This window comes from Psychrobacter sp. AT9, from assembly GCF_047272965.1.
GTDB lineage: Bacteria > Pseudomonadota > Gammaproteobacteria > Pseudomonadales > Moraxellaceae > Psychrobacter > Psychrobacter glaciei.
The window spans coordinates 1,459,921-1,486,338 of record NZ_JBKOTW010000001.1; the positions used below are offsets into that span (position 1 = coordinate 1,459,921).

Consider the following 26,418-nt stretch of genomic DNA (forward strand, 5'->3'; position numbering starts at 1 on the left):
TGTTGACTTTTGGAAGAGAATAAGACGTCGATAGCCATATTTATTCATTTTAGATTTAGCTGTTAATAATAGCATTATTCGGCGCAGACAACCACTGATTCAGGGGTGTAAAATTGAATTGAGTGTTTTTGACCATAGGTTTCATTATACAAAAAACCCTTCTATATCATGGTGATATAGAAGGGTTTTTTGTATAAGATAGCACTGATAGTTTAATTAACGCTTATCATATTTATCACTATAGGCTATCCAGAAGTCTGCGTTTTCAACGCCTGCTTTTCTAGGATCAAAGACAGGATCGAGTCCCAGCTTCATTTGCTCGTCGTAGTCTTTTAGCACTTTTAGCGCCGTTTTACTGAGTAATACGATGGCGATGAAGTTAAGGTAACACATACTGCCAAAACCAATATCACCTAGCGCCCACATCACGCCAACAGACTGCATGCTACCGGTAAAGCAAACTATTAAGAATATTATTTTTAATAATGGTTTTAAAACAGGGTAGCGCAATTTACTGTCTAAGTATACTAGCGTGGTCTCAGCAATATAGTAATAAGCAATCAAGCAGGTAAAGGCAAACAAGAAGATGGCGATAGCGACAAAGCCACTTCCATATTGGCTAAACACCGTCGAGACAGCGGCTTGGGTAAATGCCGTGCCCGCTTCGATACCTGGCATATTTTCGACCAGAGTCAAGCCCTCTTCTGGAATGACATTATACATGCCTGTCGATAAAATCATTAGGGCGGTTGCAGTACAGACGAGCACAGTGTCAATGTAGATAGAAAAACTCTGTACTAAGCCTTGCTTGGCAGGATGAGAAACCTCTGCAGCTGCTGAGCTGAAAGTTGCTTCGCCTGCACCAGCAACGTTAGAGAATACCGCACGGCGAACACCCCAAGATATGGCTAGACCGACGATACCGCCAAACACAGCATCCATACCAAACGCGCTTTTGAAAATCAAGGCGAACATAGCAGGTAGGTTTGAGGCATTGAAGGCTAAGACGATAACCATCATCAAGATGTAACCAATGGCCATGAAAGGCACAACTTTACCAGCAAAACTGGCGATTCGTTTCACACCACCAAAGATAATAACAGCTAGCATAGCGACGATAATTAACCCTGTCACAGCAGGTGAGATGTTAAAGGCGGTATCGAAAGAATCAGCGATGGTATTGGCTTGTACGCCGGGCACCAAAACGCCATAAGAAAGACAAGTCACCGTAGCTACTAAAATAGCAAAGGGTTTCATCTTGAGTCCGCGCTCGATATAAAAGGGTGAGCCGCCACGATACTGGTCATCAACGGTATGCTTATAAACCTGTGCAAGGGTAGACTCAATAAAGGCGCTAGCACCGCCAAGCAGACCCATGACGATCATCCAAAAAACGGCACCAGGACCACCCGCTGCGATAGCGGTGGCTACCCCTGCAATATTACCAACACCAATGCGCCCAGATAACGCCATACAAAAGGCTTGGAATGAGCTAATGCCTTGGGTTGAGGTTTGTTTGTCAAACAACAGCCTAACCATTTCTTTGAGATAGCGAAACTGGACACCGCGAGTCATCACGGTAAAATAAATGCCGACACTGAGTGCCAAATAAACTAACGCATCGCTCCATATATAGCCGACGATGGTATTAATAATCGCTTCCATGGCCTTACTTCCCTGTAAATATGTGACTAAAGGCTTAAATCATTTAAGCTGTTGTTTTAATCGATGACTGTGCTGACTGAATACGTTTGTTAATTGACCAGCCAAATGGTTTTGGTCTGCGCGTATTGTGCTAAGGCTTCTAAACCATTATCACGGCCGCCAAACCCTGATTGCTTATAGCCGCCAAATGGCGTGGTGATATCACCTTCTGAAAAACCATTAATAGAGACCGTGCCTGCTTTGATGGACGATGCCACACGATAAGCGCGCTTGATGTTCTGTGTATAAAAAGAAGCGGCGAGTCCATAATTGGTTTCATTGGCTAGTTTGATGGCTTCTTCTTCCGTCTCAAAGCTCGTCACCGCAAGCAAGGGTCCAAAGACTTCTTCTTTAAACAAAGTCATGTCAGCGCTGACATCATCAAAAATAGTCGGCTCGATATACCAGCCACTGCCTAAATCTTCACGAATGTTGCCACCTGCAACGATCGTTGCACCTTCCTCTTTAGCGATTCGCAGATAATGACAAACCTTATCAAAATGCGCTTTTTCAATCATAGGGCCAATAGTCGTGTCGACATCGTAAGGGGAGCCGACCTTCCAATCTTTCAGACCGTTTTTTAGTTGCTCAAGTAACGCTCGTTTTTGACTGCTGTGGACTAATAAGCGTGAGCCGCAGCTACAGTTTTCACTCATATTCCAAAACGCGGCTGATAAGATATTGTTAATCGCAGCGTCATCGAGTACGGCATCATCAAAGACGATTTGTGGGCTTTTACCACCGCATTCTAAGACGATTTCTTTTAGATTGCTTTGGGCCGAATACTGTAAGAACAGACGTCCGACCTCAGTCGAGCCAGTGAACGACACCATGTCAACATCCATATGTTGACCAAGCGCCGCGCCGACATTTTCACCAAGACCGCAGACCATTTGCAGCGCTTCTCTGGGCACGCCAGCTTCATAGGCAAGCTCAGTTAAACGGTAGGCAGATAAAGAGGTCAGCTCAGCGGGTTTGACAATAACGGAGTTACCCATAATAAGAGCAGGGGCGACTTTCCAAGCGTACATTTGGGCTGGGAAGTTCCAAGGTAATACCGCACCAACGACACCAATGGGCTCTTGCACGATAAGTCCTAAAGCTGCGCTACCTGTCGGCGCGACTTTGCCAAATACCTTATCAGCGGCCTCGGCATACCATTCAAAAGTTTCAATAGTCGCTGGCATGTCAGTGTTTAAGCATTCGGTAATCGGCTTGCCCGCATCCACACAATCTAATGCTGCCAGCTCCTCGACGTGCTCATGCATGAGTGCACACCAGCGCTGCATAATAGCCTTGCGCTCAGCAGGAGCCAGACGCCGCCATTCACCGTTTTCAAAAGCATCGCGAGCGACTTGCACGGCAGTATCGACATCATCGCTAGTACCTGACGCAATTTGACCGATAACACTATTATCAATGGGCGTGTAATTGTCTAAAGTAGCTTCTGATAAGCCATCTGCTGCTATTAAGTGACCCGCCCATAATTGCTGCTGTTTTGCTGCTTCAAATACTTGTTGTTTGGTGGCTTGTTCTTTAGTGCTCATTTTTCTAATCCTTATCTGCTAAATTTGATGCCATCGATTGGAGATTTGAATACGGCATCAAACTTAGCATTGGTTATCCTTAACATTGTTTTTACTGAGCTGAGTGCTATTTAGACAGTAGGGCTAAAAACTCTGCTTTTTCGTCTTCTGGCATGTCAGTTAGAGGCACGCGAACTGAACCAACATCCATACTGCCTTTTAAGCAGCCCGCTTTGGCTTTTTGGTTGTAGTTGCCAGATTCCATAGAATGAATAGCAGGATAAATCTCACTCATGATTTGCTTGGCTTTATCCCAGTCCCCTTGCTGAGTGGCGTTAAATAATGCAACTTGCTCTGCTGGGAAAACGTTGGCTGCGCCTGCAATCCAGCTTTTTGCACCCCAAAAGAAGAAATCAACGGGCTGATCATCACAGCCACAAACCACATCAAAGTCATCAAAATCAGCTTGCAGCATGCGTAGCGCATGACTAAAGTCGCCGCTGCTTTCTTTTACGCCGATGATATTGGGGTGTTTAGCTAGATGAGCAACAGTGTCAAATTCAATGGCAACGCCAACACGATCAGGGAAGTTGTACATAATAATCGGCAGCTCACTAGCATCCGCGACTTTTTCGAAGTGAGCGATGATGCCATCTTGCTCAGGTAAGCTATAAGGGGTGGCAGACAGCATAAGGCCGTCATAACCTAAGGCTTTGGCTTGTGCGGCAAGCTCAATAGAGTGGTCAGTCGATAAGCTGTTGATACCAGCAATCAGAGTGACTTTATTTTCAGCGCCTTTATTTTTTGCGGCTTCAGCGATAGTGGTTAATACCAGCTCACGCTCCGCTGCCGAAAACGTATAGTATTCCCCTGTGGTACCGCAAGCGACGATACCTGCTACGCCTTTGTCAATAAAGGCTTTGACCAGTGTCGTTAATTTTTGCGCATCAACGTTACCGTTATTGTCGAAAGGGGTGACGATTGGGACTAAAATTCCATTTATGTTCATGAGACTATCCTTATTGGGATTGATATTGTTGGTGATTTAATGGGTAATGATTCAATGATGAATCGGTTGATTTTTGCTTGGTTCATAAATTTTTAATAAGCTGCTTATTTAAAGCGGGCAAGTTGATACGGTTTTGGATCAATCGTATGGTCTTCATCAAAATAGTATTCGGCAATCATTTGCGCACTAACGACAGCTTGCGTTAAACCTAAATGCTGATGCCCAAAGCTTAAAAAGACGCGCTCGATTTTGTCGATGACTGGTAAGGAGTCTGCGGTCGATGGACGAAACCCCATCCATGACACGCTATCGCTAGCATCTAACGGCGCTTTTAACATAGGCTGCGCATGTTTTAATAGCATATGTGCTCGCTGCATATTGGCAGGCGCGTCCAGTCCTGCGTACTCCACCGTACCCGCCAAACGTAGGCCGTCTTGCATCGGGGTCATGACAAAGCGTCGATCCAAACTCGATACGGGAATCTGTAAGCGCGCGCTTTCATGAGGTAGCATTAAGTGATAACCACGTTCGGTATCTAAAGGGATGTTGACGCCCGTTAATTGCTTGGCCAAGGCTTTAGAGTGGGCGCCTGCTGCTAGCAGCACTTTGGACGATGTCATGTCACCTTGACTGGTGGTCAAATGAATACCATCTGCATCATTGGTCGCTGCAAGGACGCGACAATGTTCAATGACATGACCACCCAATTGTCTAAAGGTATCGTGAAGCTGATTAATAACGGCTTTTAAATTGGTGATATGTCCTGTATTTGGGAAAAATAATGCCGCTAACTGGTTCTCTTGTAAGGCAGGCTCACGCTCTAATAAATCCTCTTTGCTCAGCAGCTCATTGCTCACATCAATGTCATTGAGACGCTTACCGTGTGCTGTTAGTAGCTCAAGGCTACTAGGCTTTTCAATCGTTAATAACGAACCCTTTACTTGCACCCATTCTTCCAATTGCCATTGATTGGCAAAACCTTGCCATGCTTGCAGGCTATTTTTATTTAAGCTTAACAATGCTTGATGAATCCGCTCAAATGGCTCAGGGCGCATATTCATTAGCAACTGCATCGCCCAAGGCATCAAACGCGGCAGATAGCGCCAGTCTATGCGCAGCGGTCCAGTCGGATTCAATAACATGGCGGGTACATGACGGAGCATGCTGGCATCAGCAATGGGGAATACTTGCTCGATAGCGATATGACCGGCGTTACCTAATGATGCGCCTTGACCCACTTCATTGGCGTCCAGCAGTGCGACCTTTACGCCTCGCGCTTGCAACGTCACCGCAGCCGCTAAACCGATAATGCCGCCACCAATGATATGTAAGTCGACGTTTGAGGTAGTCATAATTTTTCTCGTTTACGTTCGTCGATTAAGCACTCTTGATAGTGTTTACGCGTTTATCAATAAATATGTCACTTAATAAGTTAAGCCACTTCATAAATCAGGTTATTTCATAAATAATGCTGAGAGCTCATTAAGACGGGATGCCCCATTTAAAAGGATCGTCTTCTTGCACAATGAGTGTGGTTTCGGCACAAACATAAGCATGACCACGAATCGTTGGGATAATGGTCTGTGCAGGATAAGCCGTACCAGCTGCATTATTGAGCTTAGTACTAAGATCGGTATTCAACTCAGTATTAAGCTCAGTTGCATGCTGATAACTGCCAGTGAATACGCTGCCGACTATGCCTTGTTGCTGCCAAAGTTGTTCAGGTGCTAGACGGTTGTCAGCCGCTAAGCAGGCAAGCTTGGCACTAGTACCGGTACCACAAGGGGAGCGATCGTAAGCTGAACCTGGACACAAAACGAAGTTTTTACTATCGACTTGGTCATCATCGCTATCGGCAAACAACTCGATGTGGTCAATCTCGCCGCCGTTTTTGCCGGTGATATTAGCAGCGATTAGTGCTTGCTTAATTTGCATGGTTACTTGAGTCAATTTTTCGACATTATTTGCTTGAATGTCTTGTCCATGCTCACTGACTAAAAAGAACCAATTGCCACCCCAAGCGATGTCGCCACGGATAAGCCCTAATTCAGGAACGTGAACGTCAACTTGTTTTTTATAACGGTAAGAAGGGACGTTTTGTACACTACAGCTGCCATCATCATGTAAGGTTGCTTTAACCAGACCCACGGGAGTCTCTAGCCAGTGCACGCCTGCCGATATCTTTCGTTGATAAGCCAATGAGACAATAACGCCAATCGTACCGTGCCCGCACATGCCTAAATAACCAGCATTGTTAAAGAAAATAACGCTCGCTGTGGCTTTAGGATTGGTAGCAGGGAAAAGTAACGCACCGACAAGAACATCATTGCCGCGTGGCTCTAAGATGATACTTTGGCGTAGATGATCGAAGTTTTGTTTGAAGTATTGCAGCTTATCTTGAAGAGTGTCGCCGACGAGTTCAGGGAAGCCGTCATAGACCATACGAGTGGGCTCGCCGCCCGTATGCGAGTCAATAATTTCAAAATTAAATAATATAGAAGACATGACCGACGCCCTAATTCATCCGTGAAAAAGTTATATTCCGCTTTTTATGCATGAGACCTAATGGTTTTAATTTAACAGCCAATAGTTGGTTGTTATTTGCTGAGGTCTATATATAGAGTGGACTTTTTTACAGAGAGCGTCTTGCTGTTTTTTCATGGATAAATGCGTATTTCTGCATAGTGGCTCGGTGTACACTAGAGAAGTCTTTGCCTAAAAATTGGTAATAATAGATATACGCGACATAGCCTGCGAGTTATGGATATTTGGCTGAATGTAAAATTGATATGACAGGGATGAGATGCGATGACTGAGGTAATAACAGATGTAATAGAAGATACCGCGCTTGCTATGCTTACCACGTCATTGCAGCAGAGTATGACTGTCTATCGTCCTGATAGCCGTGAGGCTTTTATCGGTAATGTCTCATTATTACTGCCGCTGCTGAATACTTTGACCAATGTGGTGTTTTTTGTGAAAGATGAGCAGGCGCGGTATCAGCTGGCAAACAAAACCTTGTTAAAACGCTGTCAGTTGAGTCAGCACGAAGATATCGTAGGGTTTACCTGTCAGCGAGTAATAGAGTATCATCCTGAGTAATAAAGATTCATCCTAAGTAATAAAGTATCATCCTGTTGACTCAACTATTAACCCCTGCTATTGTTTAATACAATAATAGCAGGGGTTTTTTATGCTCTCCAAAAAGCAACAAAAATGGATTAAAGAAAAACGAGGTCATGGTGAGCTATCCAACTACAAACCGTGGATAAAAATCTCTGACATATCTTCATCTGGCCGTTCTCATAGAGTTTTTGGTCATAAAACGCGGCGAACCCATCATTTGATGTCAGATTTAGAACTAGCTGTTTTTCTGACCCTTGAATGGAGTTCTGATATAACTGACATACGTGAGCAGTTTCCTTTAAATCCTGAAGATACTCAAAAGCTTGCTAGCTCAATCAAAGCTAAACACCCTAGTATTAGAGGCGATATACACGTAATGACTTCGGATTTCTATGTGGTCACCTTAAATCCATCTCATAAGCAATTTGTCCTTCAAGCAAAATACTCAAAAGATCTTAATGACATCAGAGTTATAGAAAAATTAGAAATAGAACGTCGTTATTGGCAGAGTAAAGGTGTTTCTTGGCAAATAATTACAGAAAAAGATATTCCTTTAGAAGTTCAAAACAATATTAAATGGCTGTATCCAGAGTCCAACCTAGACAATTATTTAGACATACACTCTAAGATAGGCTTTTATGCAGAGCAAATACAAAAAAATTCAGACGATACAATAGTAGATTTATGCAAAAAAATTGATAGTGCATATCATCATGAACTTGGTCAGTCTTTAAATGAGCTCAGAAAGCTATTAGCTCAAAGGTTTCTCACTTTCGATATACGTATTGATTTTAGAAAGCTTAGGTGTAGAGATCTGAATTTAGCCGAGTCTGAGAGTTGGAAAGTGATAGCAGAGGATCTCCCGCATGTTTCGAATCAATGATGTTTATCATAACCAAGGTAAGAGATATAGAGTTTTAAAAAAAACTTCTGAAGACACGATAGTTTGGATAGATATTGATGAGGCTAAAGCACTGCCTGAACTAATATCATTACAAGTTTTAGTCGACTTGATAGAAGAAGGAGAATGCTACTTAACAGATGACCCCTATGAATATTTGCTGTTACAGTCGCCATCAGATGCGTCGACTGCACAAGTCAATAGAGATAGTAACTATCAGTTGATACAACCAGTCGTTTTAAATGAATTTTATTATTTACCAGAAGTACGTTCCAAATTGATCAATGATATTGTAGATACTGGGAAATGTACTAACCAAACTCTTTATCGCCTTATTAGAAAATATTGGCAGAGGGGACAAATACCTAATGCACTGCTTCCAGACTACAAAAACTCTGGAGCGAGAGGTAAAAAACGTATTGCTAAAGAAAAAAAGCTTGGCAGACCTAGGATTCACAAACAGGGTGCAACCGCTATAATTAATGAGAATGTTGAAAGGTTGTTCTCAATTGTCATCAATAAATATCTCTTAAATGATAGTAAACATACAGTTGTTTATGCCTACCGACAATTTAAAACTATGTATCGTTCTTTAAACTCAGACGTTAAAGAAGAAGATTTTCCTAGTATCTGGCAGTTTAAGTATTTTTATAATAAGAACTTTACTTCCGTTCAAAAACTTAAAGCCAGATATAATAAAATCAGTTATAACAAAGATGTGAGACAGTTAAGCTCGACTGTTAACACTCAAGTTCTTGGTCCTGGTTCACGGTATGAGATCGACGCTACTATTGCAGATATTTATCTAGTATCTGATTCAGGTAGACAGAGTATTGTAGGTCGTCCAGTTATTTACTTCGTTACAGATGTGTTTAGCCGCATGGTAGCAGGTTTTTATATTGGATTTGAAAACCCTTCCTATGCCACGAGTATTCAAGCCTTAGAGATGGCAGTAGCGGATAAACAAAGTTATTGTAAAAATTATGGTATTAATATCACAGCTGATGATTGGCCATGTATAGGCTTGCCAGATGCAATTCTCGCAGATCGTGGAGAGTTACTAGGTCATCAAATTGAGACCTTGGAAAAAAGCTTTTCAGTTCGAATAGAGAACACCCCTCCTTATCGTGGCGACTTAAAACCTATTGTGGAGCGTTACTTTAAAACCATGCAGGCAAAGTTCAAACCATTTGCACCAGGAGTAGTCACAGGGGTTAAAGAGAAGAAAAAAGGTGGCAAAGACTATCGACTAGATGCTGCTTTGACAATTTCAGATTTCAAAAAAATTATTATTAATTCAATTTTGATGCATAACAATGCTCATCAATTAAGTCACTATGATAGAGATAGTGATATGCCGTCTGACTTACCTTTAGTTCCTATTGAATTATGGAATTGGGGGCTACAACATCGAACAGGTAGGCTGCGTGCTGTCTCAGCGGATGCTTTATACATAGCGCTATTACCTCGAAAAAAAGCCACCATTTCAGATTTAGGTATCAAGCTTTTTGGTAATTACTATATTTGTGCTGAAATAAGAGAAAAAGGCTGGCTTCATCGGAAAAACACAATCAATAGACCTAAGTCGATTAAAGTTGCTTACGATCCTTTAGATGCGAATACAATTTTTATCTTTTATGAACAAGATAGCCTCAATTATTGGAAAGCCCATTTATCCGATAGATCAAGAGAGTTTAAGGGCTGTAGTTTTTGGGAAGTGTGGCAAATACAAGAAGAGCAGAAAAAAACAGCTGCTAATCAGGAGCTTAAAAGTAGTTTCGCATTAGAAACCCTTGAACGAGAAAATGAAAAAATCATAAAAGAAGCTATTAAGGCTAAACCAACAGCATTTAAAAGCAAGTCAGCTCAGTTAGCTAATATTAATGATAACAGAAGATTAGCTAAAGATAAGGAGCGACAGGACAGGCAGAGAAATAAGTTTAAAAAAGGTGAGTTAATTCAACTGCCTACGACCAAAAAAATCACGAAAAGTCAAACTGAATTTGATGATGAAGAGCTAGCGCTTAAGTTCCCAGTTTATCATGATGTTTTATCTGAAGATGACTGATTATAGAATGTTGGAGACAGTAATGATTAATGCAGTTTATAAAGAAAGCTTTGGTTCTTATAAAGGGAATCCATTCATTGAAGCACTGCCTGACATTCTAGAGCCAGAACAAGTGGTCAAAAAACTTAAAGGTAATATAAAGCTCAATCATTCTGACTGTCAGGCTTCCTCTTCTATTCGAGCACATTTGATATCTCAAATGATGGGACTGTTTTTTCAGCCTATCAACCGTCATATTGATCTTGAGAAGAAGTTATCAATAATGATTCGTGAAGGGTATGTTGGACGCAATCCTAAAGACGGCTCTTTAAATACTCATCTTCAAAATGGCTATGAGCGTTTAATGTCTGGTGAGGACGATGTGATTAGGTTTCCTACAGCGACTTCTACAGCTCGTAGCTTGGCATTTATAGGCTGCTCAGGTAGTGGTAAAACGACTACCCTTAATAAAATTCTATCGACCTACCCTCAAGTCATTTATCATTCAGACTTGAACTTTACTCAAATTGTCTACCTAAGAGTAGATTGTCCACATGATGGTTCACTTAAAAGCCTATGTCTTCATTTTTTTAGAGCAATCGACCAAGCTTTAGACTCTAATTATGAAAAAAAGTATGCGCTAAAACGACATAGTATTGAAACTTTATTGAATTTGATGCGTCAGATATCTAATCATCATGCTATAGGACTGTTAGTAATAGACGAAATACAGCATCTCAGTGTTAATAAATCTGGCGGTGCTGAGAAAATGTTAAATTTTTTTGTGACGCTAGTAAATACTGTAGGTCTTCCTGTCGTTATGGTTGGAACACCAAAAGCTAGATTTATATTTGAAGGAGACCTAAGATCAGCTCGACGTGGAGCAGGTTTTGGCTCAGTTTTTTGGGAGCAGATGGCACAAGAACCAAATATAGTTTTAGCAGATGGTAAAATATACAAATCTGAATGGAACAGGTTTACGGATAATTTGTGGAAGTATCAATGGTTGAAAAAAGCAGATGTTGTCTTATCTGATGATGTAAGAAATCGTTGGTATGATCTATCACAAGGCATTTTAGATATCGTAGTTAAGCTTTTTGTACTAGCTCAACTCAGAGCCATAGATTCAGGGATAGAGCGTATTACGGTTAAACTACTGCAGACCACTTATGATGAAGATCTAAGACCCATCCATCCTATGATAGAAGCCTTACAATCTGGTAGATCAGATAAAATTGCCGAGTTTTCAGATCTAGTAGTACCCGACATTGATAAAAAGCTATTGCAGCTTCAAAGTAAGCTACATCAAAAGAAGTCTGAGTTCGATGAGGTATCAGAATATCAGGGGTGCGAACTAAGCATTAGATTACATCGTATGTTAGTCGATATGGGGAAAGACTCCGCTGTACTAGTTCCTACAGTTAAAAAGGCAGTTTCTGAGCTACCTGAAGCCTCTATGCCCGAGTTGATGTCTATTATTTTAGAATGGTCGAAAGAGGTTGAAGTTGGAAACAGCAATTTAAAAGATGACTCTCAAACGATTAATCGTACAAAGAAATCGAATTATATCAAACCAAAGGATTGGCATACGCTTGATTCTGAAGATTTACGTTATCAGTTCACTCAAAAGGAAAAAGATAATTCATTTTATGAGCACTTAAAAGATTCTACATCGCTAATATTTGATATTAACGACTGGCTACCTAAGGTGAGTTAGTATGATTAATCTTCCTATGCCATACCCTCAAGAATTGATCTATAGCACAGTTGCTAGGTATAAGATTAGAGCTGGATTGATTAGTCCAAAGCAGTTATTAGATGATGTTTTTGAAGATAGAGGAGTAGTTGCAACTGTTGATTTGCCATGCCATTTATCTAAAATAGCGAATCACTATCCTCATAACCGTTTTAATCTGAATTATATTGCATATCAGCATACGCTTTTTCCTTTGTATGCTCCTTTTATCCCTGAGTCTAGGCGACAAGAATGTTTGAGATGGATGGCTAATCATTCGCAAGGCGCTATTCACTTAGCAATAGGGAATAATGCATCAAGACTGCCCTCAGTAAAACATATCCGTTACTGCCCACAATGTTTTAATGAGCAGTTTAAAGATTATGGTGAATGGTATTGGTCACGTATGTGGCAAATTCCAGGCATAACTTTTTGTAGCAAGCATGGATCATTAGCGGATTCTTCAGTTGAATATCGTCCTAACTCCCGTCATGATTTTATTGCCCCTACTCCACATAACTGTAATATAAATCCACAAGGAAGTGTCAATGAAGATAATAGGTTCCTCATTTCTAAAATATCTGAGCTTTTATCCTTAGCTGAACAATCTTCTCCGACTTTTGAGCAGTGGACTGCTTTTTACCACGGTTTAGCTCGATCTAGTAACTGTATAAGAGGGTCTAAACATATCGATCATCTTCGTATAATAGAAAAGGTGGAAAATAGATGGTCATTCGAGCTTTTGGAAACGAACAATCTTCATAGACTTAACAGTGAAACAGGTTGGCTTCGCGGTATTTTTCGTAAACATCGTAAATCGTTCAGTTATCTTGAACATATTATCGCTATTAGTTCATTATTGGAGCAAGAATGGACTTTTGAAGAAATAATAATGCAGGTGAAAAGCCAGAAAACCACCCTATCTGGTAAAATTACAAAAGCGAAAAATACCATAAAGCCTGACAGTGAATTGGTAAAGTCAAATCGAAACCTATGGTTAGACTTGATTAAAGAACACCAATCGATTAAAGAAGCTAGAAAAGTTAATAAAGCTCTTTATGCATGGCTATATCGTAACGATAAGACATGGTTTATTAATACAAACAAAAACTACCATCAACGTCACATACCTAAAGGGTTCACTGTAGATTGGCAAAAGCGAGATAGCGAGTTTGTGAGGTCTTTGATCAAAATAAACGATCACACATGTTTCGACTTAACATTACCTCGTAAATCAAAAAAGTGGTGGATGAATCAAACTGATTCAGTCTCAATGATTGAGAAGAATCAAGATAAGCTACCTTTAGTCTCAGCATTTTTGGACAGATATAGTGAAGACGTTAGTAACTATCAAATAAGACGGTTAAGCCAGGTATTAATTGATAGTATATCGAACAATCAAACTTTACAGCGCTGGGAGATATTACGACTGGCTAAATTGAGTGATGAGCGAATTACTCCTGAGTCTAGTAGGTTTCTAGAGCATGCATACAGTATTACAAATATGCGAATAAACAAGGTGAGTATATGATCGCTAAAGGTTTCCCTGAAGACTCGAAAATAATGTACGTTGCTAATATTTTCAAGTTTAAACACTTGAAGACATGGAATCTTGAGCTATACGTAACAAGCACTAGGCAAAATCAAATATTACATACCAGGCTATCAAATCTACCAGCTCTCGCGAAAAGAAGGGTCATAAACCCTTCAGATGGGCAGTCTCGTAAAGGTGGCTACCCATTTGTTTTGAGTAATGTCTCTATTGCTAATTGGCAAGTAGGCATTGATTCAGAAAGCGGCGGTAATACCTTTGTGTTTGACTATATCAGACCAGATGAGTCAACAGTAACGATCCATATACCTCAGATTGAGTTTGCACGAGTGTTATTTTTTCATAATGCCTATCTTGCTCGAAACTGTATTGATCACGGATTACTCAGTAGAGAGTTTTGGATTCAAGACATGCCAGATGATTCAGTATTGGTAAATGTTTTGCCTATAAGCTCTCTACCTTTAAAAACTTTTGATCACGAAGGACAGAGACGCTTACTGGCTTGGATACTAATAGATGAAAATGCGCGTTCTTCTTATGAAAGTATTGCCAAAAATTTTATTGAAGAAGTTCAGGAAACTGAAGACAAGAAAACATGGTGCTTTAAATTTAGTCCGCCACGGCTTGATAACCTCTCACTAGACACTAGAGGTTGGATGCACAAGGATACTGGCAATTACTATGTTCATGAAATTATAGGGATCAGTAATATTTTCTCCTCTTTGCCCAAAAAAGTGCCATTTTATAGTGAGAAATTCAAAGCTGGTACGAGAGGCGGCGGTACAAGTAACGTAGCTAAGCCAAATGGTTCAGTAAGTAGTGATACTATTGATGATCAGCAAGAAGCAGATATTGACACTAAACCGAAAACGATAGAGGTGCCAACAACATCCTTTAGCTTTGCAACTCCAATAGAAACTCGAAAGGTTGTCAAAAAAAGAGTTCCAGGCGCACAAGGAGCAGAAACTGAAGATTATGATGAGTTAGTAGAACTAGATCTTGGTACAGATGAGGCCACAATTGACGGTACTGCATGCCAAGCGGACTTCTCTGGGCTTGATGATGACAGCGATTTTTTAGAACTGTATATGCAACGATTTGAAGCCTTTAAGCTACTAATCAAGATGTTATCAGAACGACATAAGACTGACTGTACTGAAAAACTACATTTTTTACCTGCTGTTGGGCGCTCTAGGCTACATAGAACGATGGACGGCAATAGACGGTCTTTACTTGAAGTAAGAGTCAAAACTGACACTTCTCATTTCGTCATTTTAGAGATAGATACTACTGACAACTATAAGCCAATATCGACCTTAATAATAAAAATCAATGATTTAGATTACTGGGACGATCATATGGATGAGTTTCTGAGCTTAGTTGTTAAGAGATCACTGCGTTGGCCTAAGGCCAGTTATTTAAAAAAGTTTGACGATGTGCATACCTTGAACCATCCTAAAGGTATGCTCGAACTTACTGAAAGTAGTGACGATTTTATACGATGGCAAAAGCGATTGGATACGGTTCTAGGTTTAGCTGAATAATTGCGGATGCTTAATATAAAAAACGAGCATAATTATATAGTTTTCATTGAATGAGTATTTTTGTCACTCTTAAAAAAATCTCATCAGTTTCATCACTCGCTATAGAAGCAACAGCCGTCATACCCCAAAATAATTCACCAAATAGCTCAATAGCTATCAGTAGGTGTTCAGCTGATAAATTAATGCTTATGAAGCTAGAGGGTATATGCAAACCTTCATTAGTTCGACTAAAATACAACGACTTTTCTCTAAGAGCTGAGTATTTCCCTGTCTCATAATTCATTATTATCTCTTCAACTCTCTCTTTACCAATACTGTTATATAAACGTTCAGAAGATAGAAATAAAGGGTCGATAGAGATCCTATGCTTTTTGCCATGATTAAAGAGAGGGTCTTTCGATCGCTTCACTCTCTGCTTCGTTTCTGGCTTTCCTCTTGAGCGCATGTGACCAGCGTGCACTTTGGCAATTTCCTCGAATACAGTAATAGATAAAAATAGCGAAGGTGCTGCACTGTCAGCCATTAATAAGGTATATGAAGCTTTTATCAAATCAAAGATATGCATAATAGCAGCGTTATACTCATCTCTACTATGTAGTCCTATATAACCATCAGAAATTGATAGAGATGCTTCGTATGCTATATGGTGACCTGTACTTTTCACTACGTGACTCCCTGTTAATGAATATCCATAACAATTGCAAAGCCTTCGATAGCTTTCGGTACTTAGCTATAGCAAAATGTATAAGCCGCCTGAGCCTGGGAGTGGTTCTAGACAGCTTATTTCCGAGATGAGAGACTTACCCTAAGGACTTTAAAAGCTTGTTACTATCTAGATCATAACCTGCTTCACTCAGCTCTTTTGATAGTACCTGCTTCCAAGCACCAGCATTATCTAACTGGTTCCAAATAACACCGCTAAAATCTGTCGGAATGTCTAAGTCACCTGATTTGAATGCACATACTTTATGCCGTCCGAGCTTCCCCATAAAATAACCTAACTCTAGAATCACATTTTGACGTGCTCGAGGTTGGTAATTATCTGCATTTTTCGATTTACCCATATCATCTGGAGTCAGTAATATAATTGCAAACCCTACATCTGCATAATGCTCAATTTTTTCAATAATCGTTTTATTACCACTTGCCTGTTCATGAAGAACAATAGCTTCAAAGTCATTTTTTTCTAGAAAACGCGCCATCATTTCTTTTGCATGATCGTCATGCCCATGAACGACAAATACTTTTCTATTAGATTGAGCTACAGCGTTAGCATCATATGTCTTAAGCTCAGGCTCTATTTTGCTATTTGAAGCAACATATTCTTTGTAGTCGCGCACAAATGGAATGATTAATCCTCTAACTAAATTATGAATACAAGAGATTATTTTATTATCGCGGCTACTAAAAAACTCGTATGCAAAATTTGACGCATAACTTGTATCATCACCTAGTTTTTGAACTAATGCATACTTTAGCCCCAGGTCTTTTTTATCATTACCAGTCCACTGTAGCTTGCTAGTGCCAAACATCCCTTGCTGAGTGGCATAGCTTGCCTCTAGAAATTGTTCTAAATCAATATTTTGAGTAAGTGCTTCATTAAAAGGTTGCAAGTCATCATGGCGCAATAGCTGAGCTAGCTTTTCAAGTAAGCCTTCATAAGTTTGGTTCTGTGATGCTTGGAGATCTAACACGGTATTATCGATTTTTTTGAATAGATCAACGGCCATTTTTATTCTCCTCGCTATCAGCCTGTATTCTTGCTTCACTTGCTTTATCTATAATCATTTGTCTATAGGCTGCCTTGATGCCGTCAGCCATGTCAATAGCCACGGGGTTTGAAGCGTAATTTTCGAACTTTTTATCAACCATGTTTTCCATTTCAACGATAGCTAACTCAATGCTTTCAGCACTTTCAGCATCGAACTGTATGCTTCCTAGTTCACCTTCAAGCTCATCGGTCACTTTGCCCAACTCACTTAATGTCTTGTTCAATTGATCCAGCCCTTTTATCTCAAGCATCTTATCTACTCCTATTTCATGACTATCGGTTTTTATAAAGTTATAATAGCAGGTTAGCTGATTAACAATTCACATTAGCCGAGCATATGCGACAATATGTGTCGTTTGAAATATTTGGCTCATTGTTTGGATAGAATGACTTTGTCATAATGCCAAAGCAGTTTTATAAGTGCTCCTTTTACCTTACACCTTAGGAAGTATCATGACCAACCTGTCTACCGAAACCCTCTTTGATGAAACTGAAACGGCAAATAGCAAACAAATTGCTATTTTAAAGAAGCATTTTCCTCAATGTTTTGACAAGGATGGTCACTTTCAGCCTGAAAAGATGATGGAAGTCGTAAAAGCCAACGAAGTAGATATGGTCAAGGAATCATATAGCCTAAATTGGCTTGGTAAAGCCTATGCTAGGCTGTTAACCAACTTACCGCCTCAAAAGCTACTAAAACCTGATACAACGCATAACGAGAGGGCTGAAAACAGTGATAGCGGTAATATACTGATTAAAGGCGATAACCTTGAAGTATTAAAGCATTTGGTCAATGGCTACCGTGAAAAAATCAAGATGATATACATTGACCCTCCTTACAATACAGGGTCAGATGGTTTTGCATATCAGGACAGCTTTAAATTCTCAATTAATGATTTAAGTCGTCTTGCAGATATTGATAAGATAGAAGCGGAGCGTGTTCTTAGCTTTAATGCTAAAGGTTCGAATAGCCATAGTGCTTGGTTAACTTTTATGTACCCAAGACTGTATATTGCACGTGAGTTATTACACGAAGAAGGAGTGATTTTCATTTCAATTGATGATAATGAAGTCAATCAGTTGAAGTTGGTTTGTGACGAAGTCTTTGGTGAGTCTAATCACCTAGGTACAATAATTCATAATAAATTGAATTCTAAAAGTGACACTTTGAATATTCAAAAGAATCACGATTACCTAATATGTTATAGAAAGTCATCAGTTAATGATTTATCTCTTGTTGATCAAGAAATTGTAGAGAAAGAAGTATATCAAGAAGAGAACGAGTTTTACCTCCTCAATGATCCTATTACGACAAGAGGCGAAGGTGGGACATTAAATAAACGTAAAAATTTAGGTTACACAGTCTATTACAACCCGCAATCAGGTGATTTTCTGGGGGTATCTGACTATGATATTGAACTAGCTTTAATCTCTAATGATGAGGACGAGATATACTCAGATAATCTTGACTTGATTTCAAAAGGTTATATTAAAATTAGACCTCCAAAAGTTAGAGGTAAATTAGGAGTATGGACTTGGGATATTACTAAGTTTAATTCCGAAAAAGATAATATTTTGATTAAAGAAACTAAAAATGGTTACACAGTCAGAAAAAGGACATTTGTCAGTAAGAATGATGTTAAATCTCGAGAAGGAAAGTTTTATATTAAAACTACTAAAGATAGTAATACTCGAAGTATTTTAGAGTTTTCGACTAATGATGGAACTACGCAGTTAGCAGATGTACTTGGCAAAACTGATATGTTCAGCAATCCAAAAAATGTTAATTTCCTCAAGTATATTTTTGGTCTTATTCAAGGCAATGATTTCATAGCTGTGGATTTTTTTGCAGGATCAGGTTCATCCCTACAAGCAATCCAAGAACTAAATACTGATGATAATGGTAAAAGGCAATTTATTGCTGTTCAAATAGATGAACCATGTAAGCCTGATTCAACTGCACTAGAAGCAGGCTACAGCACTATTTTCGATATCACTAAAGCCCGCATCATAAAAGCAGCCGAAAAAATTGCTAGCGAGAACGAAAAACACCAAGGTGATTTAGGTTTCAAGATTTATGAGACCACTAATGACTTCCGTCCTAGCGTAGATGACGAATTGCAAGTGAGTAATGAAAGCCTGTTTGACGATATGGTATTAAGTGACGAGCAGTATCAAGCACTGCTGACGACATGGATGCTTTACGATAACAATGAGCTAACTGCAGACATTATAAGTGTAGACTTGCAGGGCTATAACGCCAAGCTGATTAATAAGAACCTATATCTAATCGCCTCTGACTTTGGCACTCAAAATTTGAAGTGCTTGTTAGATAAGTTAGATGAGGATAAAAGTTTTGCGCCAGATAGAATCATAGTCAATGGCTACAACTTCGATACCGCCATGCAAATGGAGTTAAACGAAGCCATCAAAAGCTATCAAAACAAAAAGAAGATCACGATCAATATTATTGTTAGATACTAAATTTTTGATAGCTATTTTCTTTTTTAACTTCATATACGAGAGTGACTATGGCAGGCTTTAACTTTGAACCAAATCTACCTCACCAAGAAAAGGCGATTACTGCGTTAATAAAGTCGTTTTTGAACGTAGAGTTCCATCCTTCAAGCGACTATATCATCAGCCAGTATATCAATCCTAAGATTAGCTTTAACTCTAGCGTACTAGCTAGTGATATCAAGCAAACTCAACAAGAGAACGGTATATTTGGCACAGAAAAGTGCAGTGATGATCTTGTGTTTGATATCTCAATGGAGACAGGGACAGGTAAAACCTATACCTATACCAAAACCATGTATGAGCTTAACAAAATCTATGGACTGTTCAAGTTTATCGTCGTCGTGCCCACTCTTTCTATCAAAGCTGGTACAGTAAACTTCTTAAAAAGTGACGCTTTACGTGAGCACTTTCGCCATGATTTTCAAGGTGAATATCATGATAAGCAAATCGTCACTTATGTGGTTGAGAGCAAAAAAAGTAAGAAAGGCAAAAGATCGTATATGCCAGAGTCTGTGACTCAGTTTGTCAATGCCAGTCACGGTGATAAGAGTAAAATTCACGTCTTGGTGATCAACCAAGGCATGATTAACTCACCCACTATTCAAGAAGAAAGATTTGATCGCGCACTGCTTGGAGAGAAATATGATCGCGCCATCGATGCGCTAGCAGGGGTCAATCCTGTCGTTATCATAGACGAGCCGCATAAGTTTCCACAAACTGGTAAAACTTGGAAAAGTATATCGAACTTAAAAGCACAGTTCACGCTACGCTATGGTGCAACTTTCAACGATGAGTATAAAAACCTCATTTACCATCTAACTGCTGTTGATGCCTTTAACCAAGACCTAGTCAAAGGGGTCACCGCCTATGTTGAAAGTTTATCAGGCAATGACAATGCCAAGCTCACCTTAAAGTCATTAGACGGCAAAGAAGCCGAGTTTGAACTTAGCGAGAATGGTACTAAGACCCCCTATATACTTGGGAATAATGATTCACTTTCGAGTATTCACTCGGCGATACATAGCTTAAATATCGAAAAATTGAATAAAACTACTTTGGTTCTTAGTAACGGTATTGAGCTTAAAAAAGGCGAGAGTATCAACCCATACTCTTATCTTGAGTCTCTTCAAGACAGTATGATTCAAAAGGCTATCAAAGAGCACTTTAAACTGGAGCGAGAGCTGCTTACTCGCAGTCCGCGCATCAAACCGTTAACGCTGTTCTTTATTGATGATATCGAGGGGTATAGAGACGGTAATGAGCTTGCTGGCAGTTTAAAAACACAATTTGAGACTTGGGTACTAGCAATAGCTAAGTCCTATCTTGCTAAAGAAACAGATCCATTCTATAAGCAGTATTTACAGCGGACTATTAAAGATATCAGTCTGACCCATGGTGGCTACTTCTCAAAAGACAACACAGGTAATGACGAAAAAATCGAAGCTGAGATTAACGAAATTTTGCATGATAAAGAAAGTTTATTGTCACTAGATAATCCAAGGCGCTTTATCTTTTCTAAATGGACGTTGCGTGAGGGATGGGATAATCCAAACGTGTTTCAAATCTGTAAGCTTCGATCCAGTGGTAGTACGACCTCTAAACTACAAGAAGTTGGTCGAGGCTTGCGATTGCCTGTCAATGAGCATATGGCAAGAGAGAAGACCGATGACTTCCGTTTAAACTATTATGTCGACTTTACGGAAAAGGATTTTGTAGAGGAGCTAACTCAAGAAATCAATGATACCTCTGCTTCAGAAGTAGTGCCAGAAGAACTGAATAATGAGTTAGTTGAGCAAATCAAAAATCATTATGAAGTGAGTAAAAGAGAGCTCAGTAATCAACTTTATGACCAAAACTTAATTGATGATGACGAGAAATTCTTAGAAGGTGGTTATCAAGCCCTTAAAGACCTCTATCCTGATGCCTTCGGTCAAGCACTTAAAAAGGGCAAGATTGAGAATAAGTCTAAAGAAGATACAAAAGCTAAAACCAAAGTTAGACTTGGTAAGTATGAAGAGCTTAAAGAGTTATGGGAGCTGATTAACCAGCGCGCTATTTTAGAATATCAGTTTGAAGATGAAGGTAATTTTTATGAAAAGCTACTTATGGACTATCTCAAGCAAGAAATTACCGCTAATAACTTTAGTAAGACTGGGCTCGTAACGAAAGTATCGAAGCTTCATATCCACAATAACCAAGCTGGTTATCAGAGTGTATATGACGATGAAGAAGACTTTGCAAAAATAAGCACCATGAGTTATGGTAGTTTCTTACGTCAGTTATCTGAAAAAACATATATAAAACTGCCAACCTTGCATAAAGCGTTTGTTACTCTCAAACATCTAAAAGACGAAGGTGAACAGGGTCTTGATATTAATGACTACTTGAACATCCAAACTATCCGTAAGTTTGCTGATGGGATAAAGCTGTATCTGTTCCAAAATGCTATGCAAAAATTTGAGATAGGCTATAACATCATATCTAATCAGGTTCATCCTACTAGCTATACAGACTCTAAGGGCGTACCTTTAGATGAGTTAAAATCAGGTCAGCTAGGTGTTCATTATGATAATGGTAAGCCCGATGATGCTTATCTTTTTGAGGATGTGTTTTATGACTCACCTTTAGAGATGCAGAACATTAAAGACCAAGTTACACAGGTTACAGTATTCAGTAAAATTCCTAGAAACTCCATTAGAATACCAATATCAGGAGGTGGTACTTACTCACCTGACTTCGCTTATGTGGTTGAAACTGATAAAGGCCAAACGCTCAATTTAATCATTGAAACTAAAGATACCAGTTCATCTGATAGTCTAAGAGCAGAGGAAAACCGCAAGATTAAACATGCTGAGCGGTTGTTTAATCAAATGGAGGCAGATGGGCTTAGCGTGAGCTTTAGTACCCAGTTTCAAGATGATTTGGTAAAGGATATTATTAAGAAGGCGTTGGATTGGGCTAAATAGAGGAAGATGCGTCAATAATGAGAGCAAACTAAATAATAACCGTAACATTTCATTGGGTAATAAGGACGTTAACATGTATCGAGGTTCAGAATGGGGTCGTTGGGATTTACATGTTCATACAAAAGGAACTGCCAAAAACGATCAATTTGGTGATATAACTTTTGAGGATTTTTGTGTCGAACTGTTTAAAAAGGCCCTAGAGAAAGAAATTAAAGTGATAGGAATTACTGATTATTTTAATGTTGAAAATTATAAAAAAGTTAAGCAGTTTCAGAAAGAAGTACATACCAATCAGAGCTTTAGTGATATAGAAAAAGATAGAATCGACAAGATTTTCTTAATACCGAATATTGAATTAAGAATAACACCTAGCACCGATAAGGGAGGGCTGATTAATCTACATCTCCTATTAGATCCAGACCATTGCGCAATTTACGAGTCACAGTTTGCCAGACTATTAAAATTTACATACTCTGATACCAAGACTTATAGCCTTGATAGGAATGATCTAATACGCTTGGGAAAAGATGTAGATAATAATTATCTATTGGATGATGGAGTAGCACTTAAAAAAGGAGTTAGTAATTTTATATTAAACCCATCTGACATAATAAATGCGTTTAAAGAAATGCCAACCTTTAAAGATAGTTGTATTATTACGGTCGCTAATTCCAATAAGGATGGTAATTCATCATATCAAGGTCATGAAAGGTTTTTTCAACAGTCAGAAAATGCTACTTTGAGTAAGCTTCGAGAATCAATCTATAAACTATCTGATGTTATCTTTTCATCAAACCCTAAAGATATAGATTTTTTCCTTGGTAAGGAAAGTGAAGACAAAGATGAGTTTTTAAAAAAACTTGGCTCATTTAAACCTTGTATTCATGGTAGTGATGCACATAATTTTGACAAATTGTTTGAACCTGACAAACAGCGATATTGTTGGATTAAGTCTGAACCATCTTTTGAAGGTCTGAAACAAATATTACATGAACCTGAAACTCGTGTATATATAGGTTTAAATAGACCAGAACCTAAAACAGATTATGAAGTGATTGATAGAATTAAAATTAGTCATGAAAATATAGCTACTAAAGTTCTTTATTTGAACCCAAACCTTAATACTATTATTGGCGGCCGTTCTTCTGGCAAATCTACACTAGTAAAGTGTATCGCTAACAAGGTTGCCCCTAATGCTTTGGAAAATGGTGAACCAGAAAACCATATTAAAGAAATTTCAGATCACATAAGAATATTTTGGCAAGATGGCAATGAAGACGATACAAGGTCAATAGACTATTTTTATCAAGGTCATATGTTCTATAAAACACACGAAGAAGGTATTGAAAGTATAGTTAAAGATATATTATTCCAATTAAATCCTAAAACCTATGAAGATAGTGACAAAAAAATTGCAGGATTAAGACAACAGAATTCTAGTCAGCTTTCGAACTATTTTAGCAATCAAGAGCTTATTAATCAAAAGCTTGAACAATCCAATAATATTGGTAATAAAACTGATGTTTTACAGCAGATTGATAGATTAGATCAATTAATAAACAGGTATAGTGTTGGAAGCTATACTCAGGAAGAGCTTGAGAAACATAGCAGTAAACAAGACACTTTAAAAGAACTAGAACGTCATCTTACCACTCTCGAAAGTACTATAGAGGACATGGATAACCTCTGCGCAAAAGTTGTATTAGAAATTAGCAATCCATTTTTAGATAATCCTTTTTATCAGTATATAAAAGACACTATAGAAGAAAAGCTTACCAATATTGAGACGTTTGCTGAGAATCAAGTGGAAGAGTTAAAGCAAGGAGCTAAACTAGCTCTGGACACTCAGAATGATTATTATGTTAAGAAAATTTCTTTAATAAATGCAGATAGCAAGTTTAACCAAATAGAGCAATACCTAAAAGCTACTGAGTCCATAAAACCGTTAATAATTCAGAAATCTTTCGAAAATCAAAAGCTTGAAAATATTCTACAACTAGAAGGCGAAATTAGTGGAATTAGCAATGAATCTAGTATAATTTTAACTAATGCTCGTGCTAACTGGAAGTTAATCAATAAAGAGCCTCTGCTTCTAACTAAAGAGATTGAAGTGCTTGAGGATAATAGCTTAGAAATATCACCTACACCAAAATTTCAGAGTGATAAATTTAGTGAATTTATAGTTAAGTATATTAATCAGCAACCAGAAAAGGCACAAAATATTGCAAACTCACAATTTTTTGATGTGGAAGGTTTACTATCGGGCTTTGATGAAATTAGTGAGGCACTAAATAGTAGATTAATTAAGCTGAAATCAGGGTTTACAGAAGAAAATTTTTATTCGGAGTTTTTAACTACGACTTGGTTTAAGCTTAGCTATGATGTTCTATACGAAGGTGATAGTTATACTGAGATGTCTCAAGGCAAAAAAGCTTTTGTAGTTTTAAAGCTGAGTCTAGATTGTAGCGAAAGAAAGTGTCCGATAATAATAGATCAACCCGAAGACGATTTAGATAATAGAGCGATTTATACAGAGTTAGTAAAGTATATTAAAGATAAAAAATCCCAAAGACAAATTATCTTAGTAACGCATAATGCAAATGTGGTTGTTAATGCTGATAGCGAGCAAATTATAGTTGCTAATCAGCATGGATCTAAAACACCTAATAAAAGTAATAAAAAATTCGAATATAAGTCTGGAAGTATTGAATCAAGCGTTAAATCAAAATTTGAGGATTCGATTTTAGAATCTAAAACCATAAAAGAGCATATTTGTGAAATTCTTGAAGGGGGGGATATTGCCTTCAAATTAAGAGAAAAAAAATATAATTTTTGATTTATTGAGAGGGTTATGAAACACTAGGTTTGCTATCTGATTATGTATCGATAACTAGCCTAGTTCTTCTGAGAATATGATGTCAAATTAAATCCTTTATATCCACCTCTAGTGCGTCATGAACCGCCCCGGGATTGTCGGAGACTCAACATTCTGAGAGAATACGACAATGAAAACACGAAACTACACTCCTGAGATTAAAGAACGCGCCGTCCGTATGCTGATCGAAGCAGCAAACGACTATCCCTCCATCTGGTCAGCGATTCAAGCCATTGCCCCTAAGATTGGCTGCACACCTGAAACCCTGAGATCGTGACATAAAAAACACATCAATCAAACCATTCCTGCAAATGTGCAAGCTCAAAGTCAAGAGCAGCGTATTAAGGATCTCGAGCGCGAAAATAGAGAGCTTAAGCAAGCCAACGAAATTATACGTAAGGCTGCGGCTTTTTTCGCCCAGGCGGAGCTCGACCGTCCACCCAAGTAAAGATCAGTTTTATTGATGATAACAAAACTAAGTATAGGGTCGAGCGGATCTGTAGAGTCCTACCGATTGCCCCGTCAACTTATTATCGTGCTCAAGACTTAAGCGACAACCCACACAAGCGTTCACTACGCAGTCAGCATGACGACTTTTACATCAGCGAAATCAAACGTATCTGGCAGGACAGCAAATGCCGTTACGGTGCGCGTAAAGTATGGCAGCAGATGAAAGCTGACGGGTTAAAGGTTGCTTGGTGTACCGTCGAGCGTTTAATGAGTCAGCACGGCCTACAAGATATCTGGCGCGGTAAGGGTAAAATAACAACTCACAGCTGTGATGATCAAAAGCGTGCTGATGACTTGGTTAATCGTAACTTTAGCGCTCAGCGCCCTAACCAGCTCTGGGTGGCAGACTTTACTTATATCAAGACATTGAGCGGTTGGGTATATACCGCTTCTCTGCACACGACAAAAAAATCATCCCCACCCGATTTTCATAGGTTTAGGGGTTAAAAAGCTAACTAACTGTCGAAATACAGTCTTATCATTGTTAAAGAACACCAAGTGAAGGCCCTCAATCAACACATCCAGGCCAAGCGCAAACAAACTGGCTTGAGGTCGAGCGTTTGACTTTAACTTGCGCTTTAACGGCTTATCTTTGTCTTTATAAATACCGACATGATAAGCCCAACAAAATG

The 26,418-nt window shown here is 39.0% G+C and carries 17 protein-coding genes, 1 pseudogene and 1 other annotated feature; of the genes and pseudogenes, 10 read left to right on the plus strand and 8 right to left on the minus strand.

The genetic code is table 11. The features are described 5' to 3' along the window. Nucleotides 1-216: 216 nt before the first annotated feature. The 5 genes from ACMFL8_RS06255 to ACMFL8_RS06275 form a co-directional block, all read right to left on the minus strand. Nucleotides 217-1,665: an alanine/glycine:cation symporter family protein gene (locus ACMFL8_RS06255; RefSeq protein WP_413190398.1), complete on the minus strand. Its 1,449-nt coding sequence runs from the start codon at nucleotides 1,663-1,665 to the stop codon at nucleotides 217-219. An 89-nt stretch (nucleotides 1,666-1,754) separates the two neighbouring features. Then, nucleotides 1,755-3,251: an aldehyde dehydrogenase gene (locus ACMFL8_RS06260; RefSeq protein WP_413190399.1), complete on the minus strand. Its 1,497-nt coding sequence runs from the start codon at nucleotides 3,249-3,251 to the stop codon at nucleotides 1,755-1,757. 106 nt (nucleotides 3,252-3,357) lie between these two features. Beyond that, the gene (dapA, locus tag ACMFL8_RS06265; RefSeq protein WP_413190400.1) at nucleotides 3,358-4,239 is read right to left on the minus strand and encodes a 4-hydroxy-tetrahydrodipicolinate synthase; all 882 of its coding nucleotides are present in this window, start codon (nucleotides 4,237-4,239) and stop codon (nucleotides 3,358-3,360) included. A gap of 104 nt (nucleotides 4,240-4,343) precedes the next feature. Beyond that, nucleotides 4,344-5,591, minus strand: a complete 1,248-nt coding sequence (locus ACMFL8_RS06270; RefSeq protein ID WP_413190401.1) for an NAD(P)/FAD-dependent oxidoreductase — start codon at nucleotides 5,589-5,591, stop codon at nucleotides 4,344-4,346. Nucleotides 5,592-5,721: 130 nt separating this feature from the next. Beyond that, nucleotides 5,722-6,744: a proline racemase family protein gene (locus tag ACMFL8_RS06275; RefSeq protein ID WP_413190402.1), complete on the minus strand. Its 1,023-nt coding sequence runs from the start codon at nucleotides 6,742-6,744 to the stop codon at nucleotides 5,722-5,724. A 303-nt stretch (nucleotides 6,745-7,047) separates the two neighbouring features. On the opposite strand from ACMFL8_RS06275, the gene ACMFL8_RS06280 reads away from it, so the two are divergent. The 6 genes from ACMFL8_RS06280 (at nucleotide 7,048) to ACMFL8_RS06305 (ending at nucleotide 15,144) form a co-directional block, all read left to right on the plus strand. Continuing rightward, entirely contained in the window at nucleotides 7,048-7,341 is a 294-nt protein-coding gene (locus ACMFL8_RS06280) for a hypothetical protein (protein WP_413190403.1), read from the plus strand. A gap of 91 nt (nucleotides 7,342-7,432) precedes the next feature. Next, on the plus strand, nucleotides 7,433-8,248 hold the full coding sequence (locus ACMFL8_RS06285) for a TnsA endonuclease N-terminal domain-containing protein (protein ID WP_413190404.1): 816 nt from the start codon (nucleotides 7,433-7,435) through the stop codon (nucleotides 8,246-8,248). Then, the gene (locus ACMFL8_RS06290) at nucleotides 8,232-10,334 is read left to right on the plus strand and encodes a Mu transposase C-terminal domain-containing protein (protein ID WP_413190405.1); all 2,103 of its coding nucleotides are present in this window, start codon (nucleotides 8,232-8,234) and stop codon (nucleotides 10,332-10,334) included. The genes ACMFL8_RS06285 and ACMFL8_RS06290 overlap by 17 nt, the downstream gene beginning before the upstream one ends. Before the next feature lie 22 nt (nucleotides 10,335-10,356). Next, nucleotides 10,357-12,030, plus strand: coding sequence for an AAA family ATPase (locus ACMFL8_RS06295; RefSeq protein WP_413190406.1), 1,674 nt, complete (start codon nucleotides 10,357-10,359; stop codon nucleotides 12,028-12,030). A gap of 1 nt (nucleotide 12,031) precedes the next feature. After that, entirely contained in the window at nucleotides 12,032-13,579 is a 1,548-nt protein-coding gene (locus tag ACMFL8_RS06300) for a TnsD family Tn7-like transposition protein (protein ID WP_413190407.1), read from the plus strand. After that, entirely contained in the window at nucleotides 13,576-15,144 is a 1,569-nt protein-coding gene (locus ACMFL8_RS06305; protein WP_413190408.1) for a Tn7-like element transposition protein TnsE, read from the plus strand. Before ACMFL8_RS06300 ends, ACMFL8_RS06305 begins: the two co-directional genes overlap by 4 nt. 43 nt (nucleotides 15,145-15,187) lie before the next feature. On the opposite strand, the gene ACMFL8_RS06310 is transcribed toward ACMFL8_RS06305, so the two are convergent. The 3 genes from ACMFL8_RS06310 to ACMFL8_RS06320 all read right to left on the minus strand — a co-directional run bounded on the left by ACMFL8_RS06310 (nucleotide 15,188) and on the right by ACMFL8_RS06320 (nucleotide 17,166). Then, nucleotides 15,188-15,808 (minus strand): AbiV family abortive infection protein, encoded by a 621-nt coding sequence (locus ACMFL8_RS06310; protein WP_413190409.1) that lies wholly within the window; start codon nucleotides 15,806-15,808, stop codon nucleotides 15,188-15,190. Nucleotides 15,809-15,944: 136 nt separating this feature from the next. After that, complete coding sequence (locus ACMFL8_RS06315; protein WP_413190410.1) at nucleotides 15,945-16,874, minus strand: TIR domain-containing protein; 930 nt, start codon at nucleotides 16,872-16,874, stop codon at nucleotides 15,945-15,947. Then, complete coding sequence (locus tag ACMFL8_RS06320; protein ID WP_413190411.1) at nucleotides 16,864-17,166, minus strand: hypothetical protein; 303 nt, start codon at nucleotides 17,164-17,166, stop codon at nucleotides 16,864-16,866. The genes ACMFL8_RS06315 and ACMFL8_RS06320 overlap by 11 nt, the downstream gene beginning before the upstream one ends. Before the next feature lie 202 nt (nucleotides 17,167-17,368). Here ACMFL8_RS06320 and ACMFL8_RS06325 point away from each other — a divergent pair, with 202 nt between their 5' ends. The 4 genes and pseudogenes from ACMFL8_RS06325 to ACMFL8_RS06340 all read left to right on the plus strand — a co-directional run. Continuing rightward, complete coding sequence (locus ACMFL8_RS06325) at nucleotides 17,369-19,399, plus strand: site-specific DNA-methyltransferase (protein ID WP_413190412.1); 2,031 nt, start codon at nucleotides 17,369-17,371, stop codon at nucleotides 19,397-19,399. A gap of 47 nt (nucleotides 19,400-19,446) precedes the next feature. Continuing rightward, the gene (locus ACMFL8_RS06330) at nucleotides 19,447-22,401 is read left to right on the plus strand and encodes a type III restriction-modification system endonuclease (protein ID WP_413190413.1); all 2,955 of its coding nucleotides are present in this window, start codon (nucleotides 19,447-19,449) and stop codon (nucleotides 22,399-22,401) included. A 73-nt stretch (nucleotides 22,402-22,474) separates the two neighbouring features. After that, nucleotides 22,475-25,237: a TrlF family AAA-like ATPase gene (locus tag ACMFL8_RS06335; protein ID WP_413190414.1), complete on the plus strand. Its 2,763-nt coding sequence runs from the start codon at nucleotides 22,475-22,477 to the stop codon at nucleotides 25,235-25,237. 169 nt (nucleotides 25,238-25,406) lie between these two features. After that, a pseudogene (locus ACMFL8_RS06340) lies at nucleotides 25,407-26,176 on the plus strand (IS3 family transposase); the annotation flags it as partial. Further along, nucleotides 25,682-25,798 (plus strand) — a sequence feature (AL1L pseudoknot). (Overlaps the previous pseudogene by 117 nt.) Nucleotides 26,177-26,418: the final 242 nt, after the last annotated feature.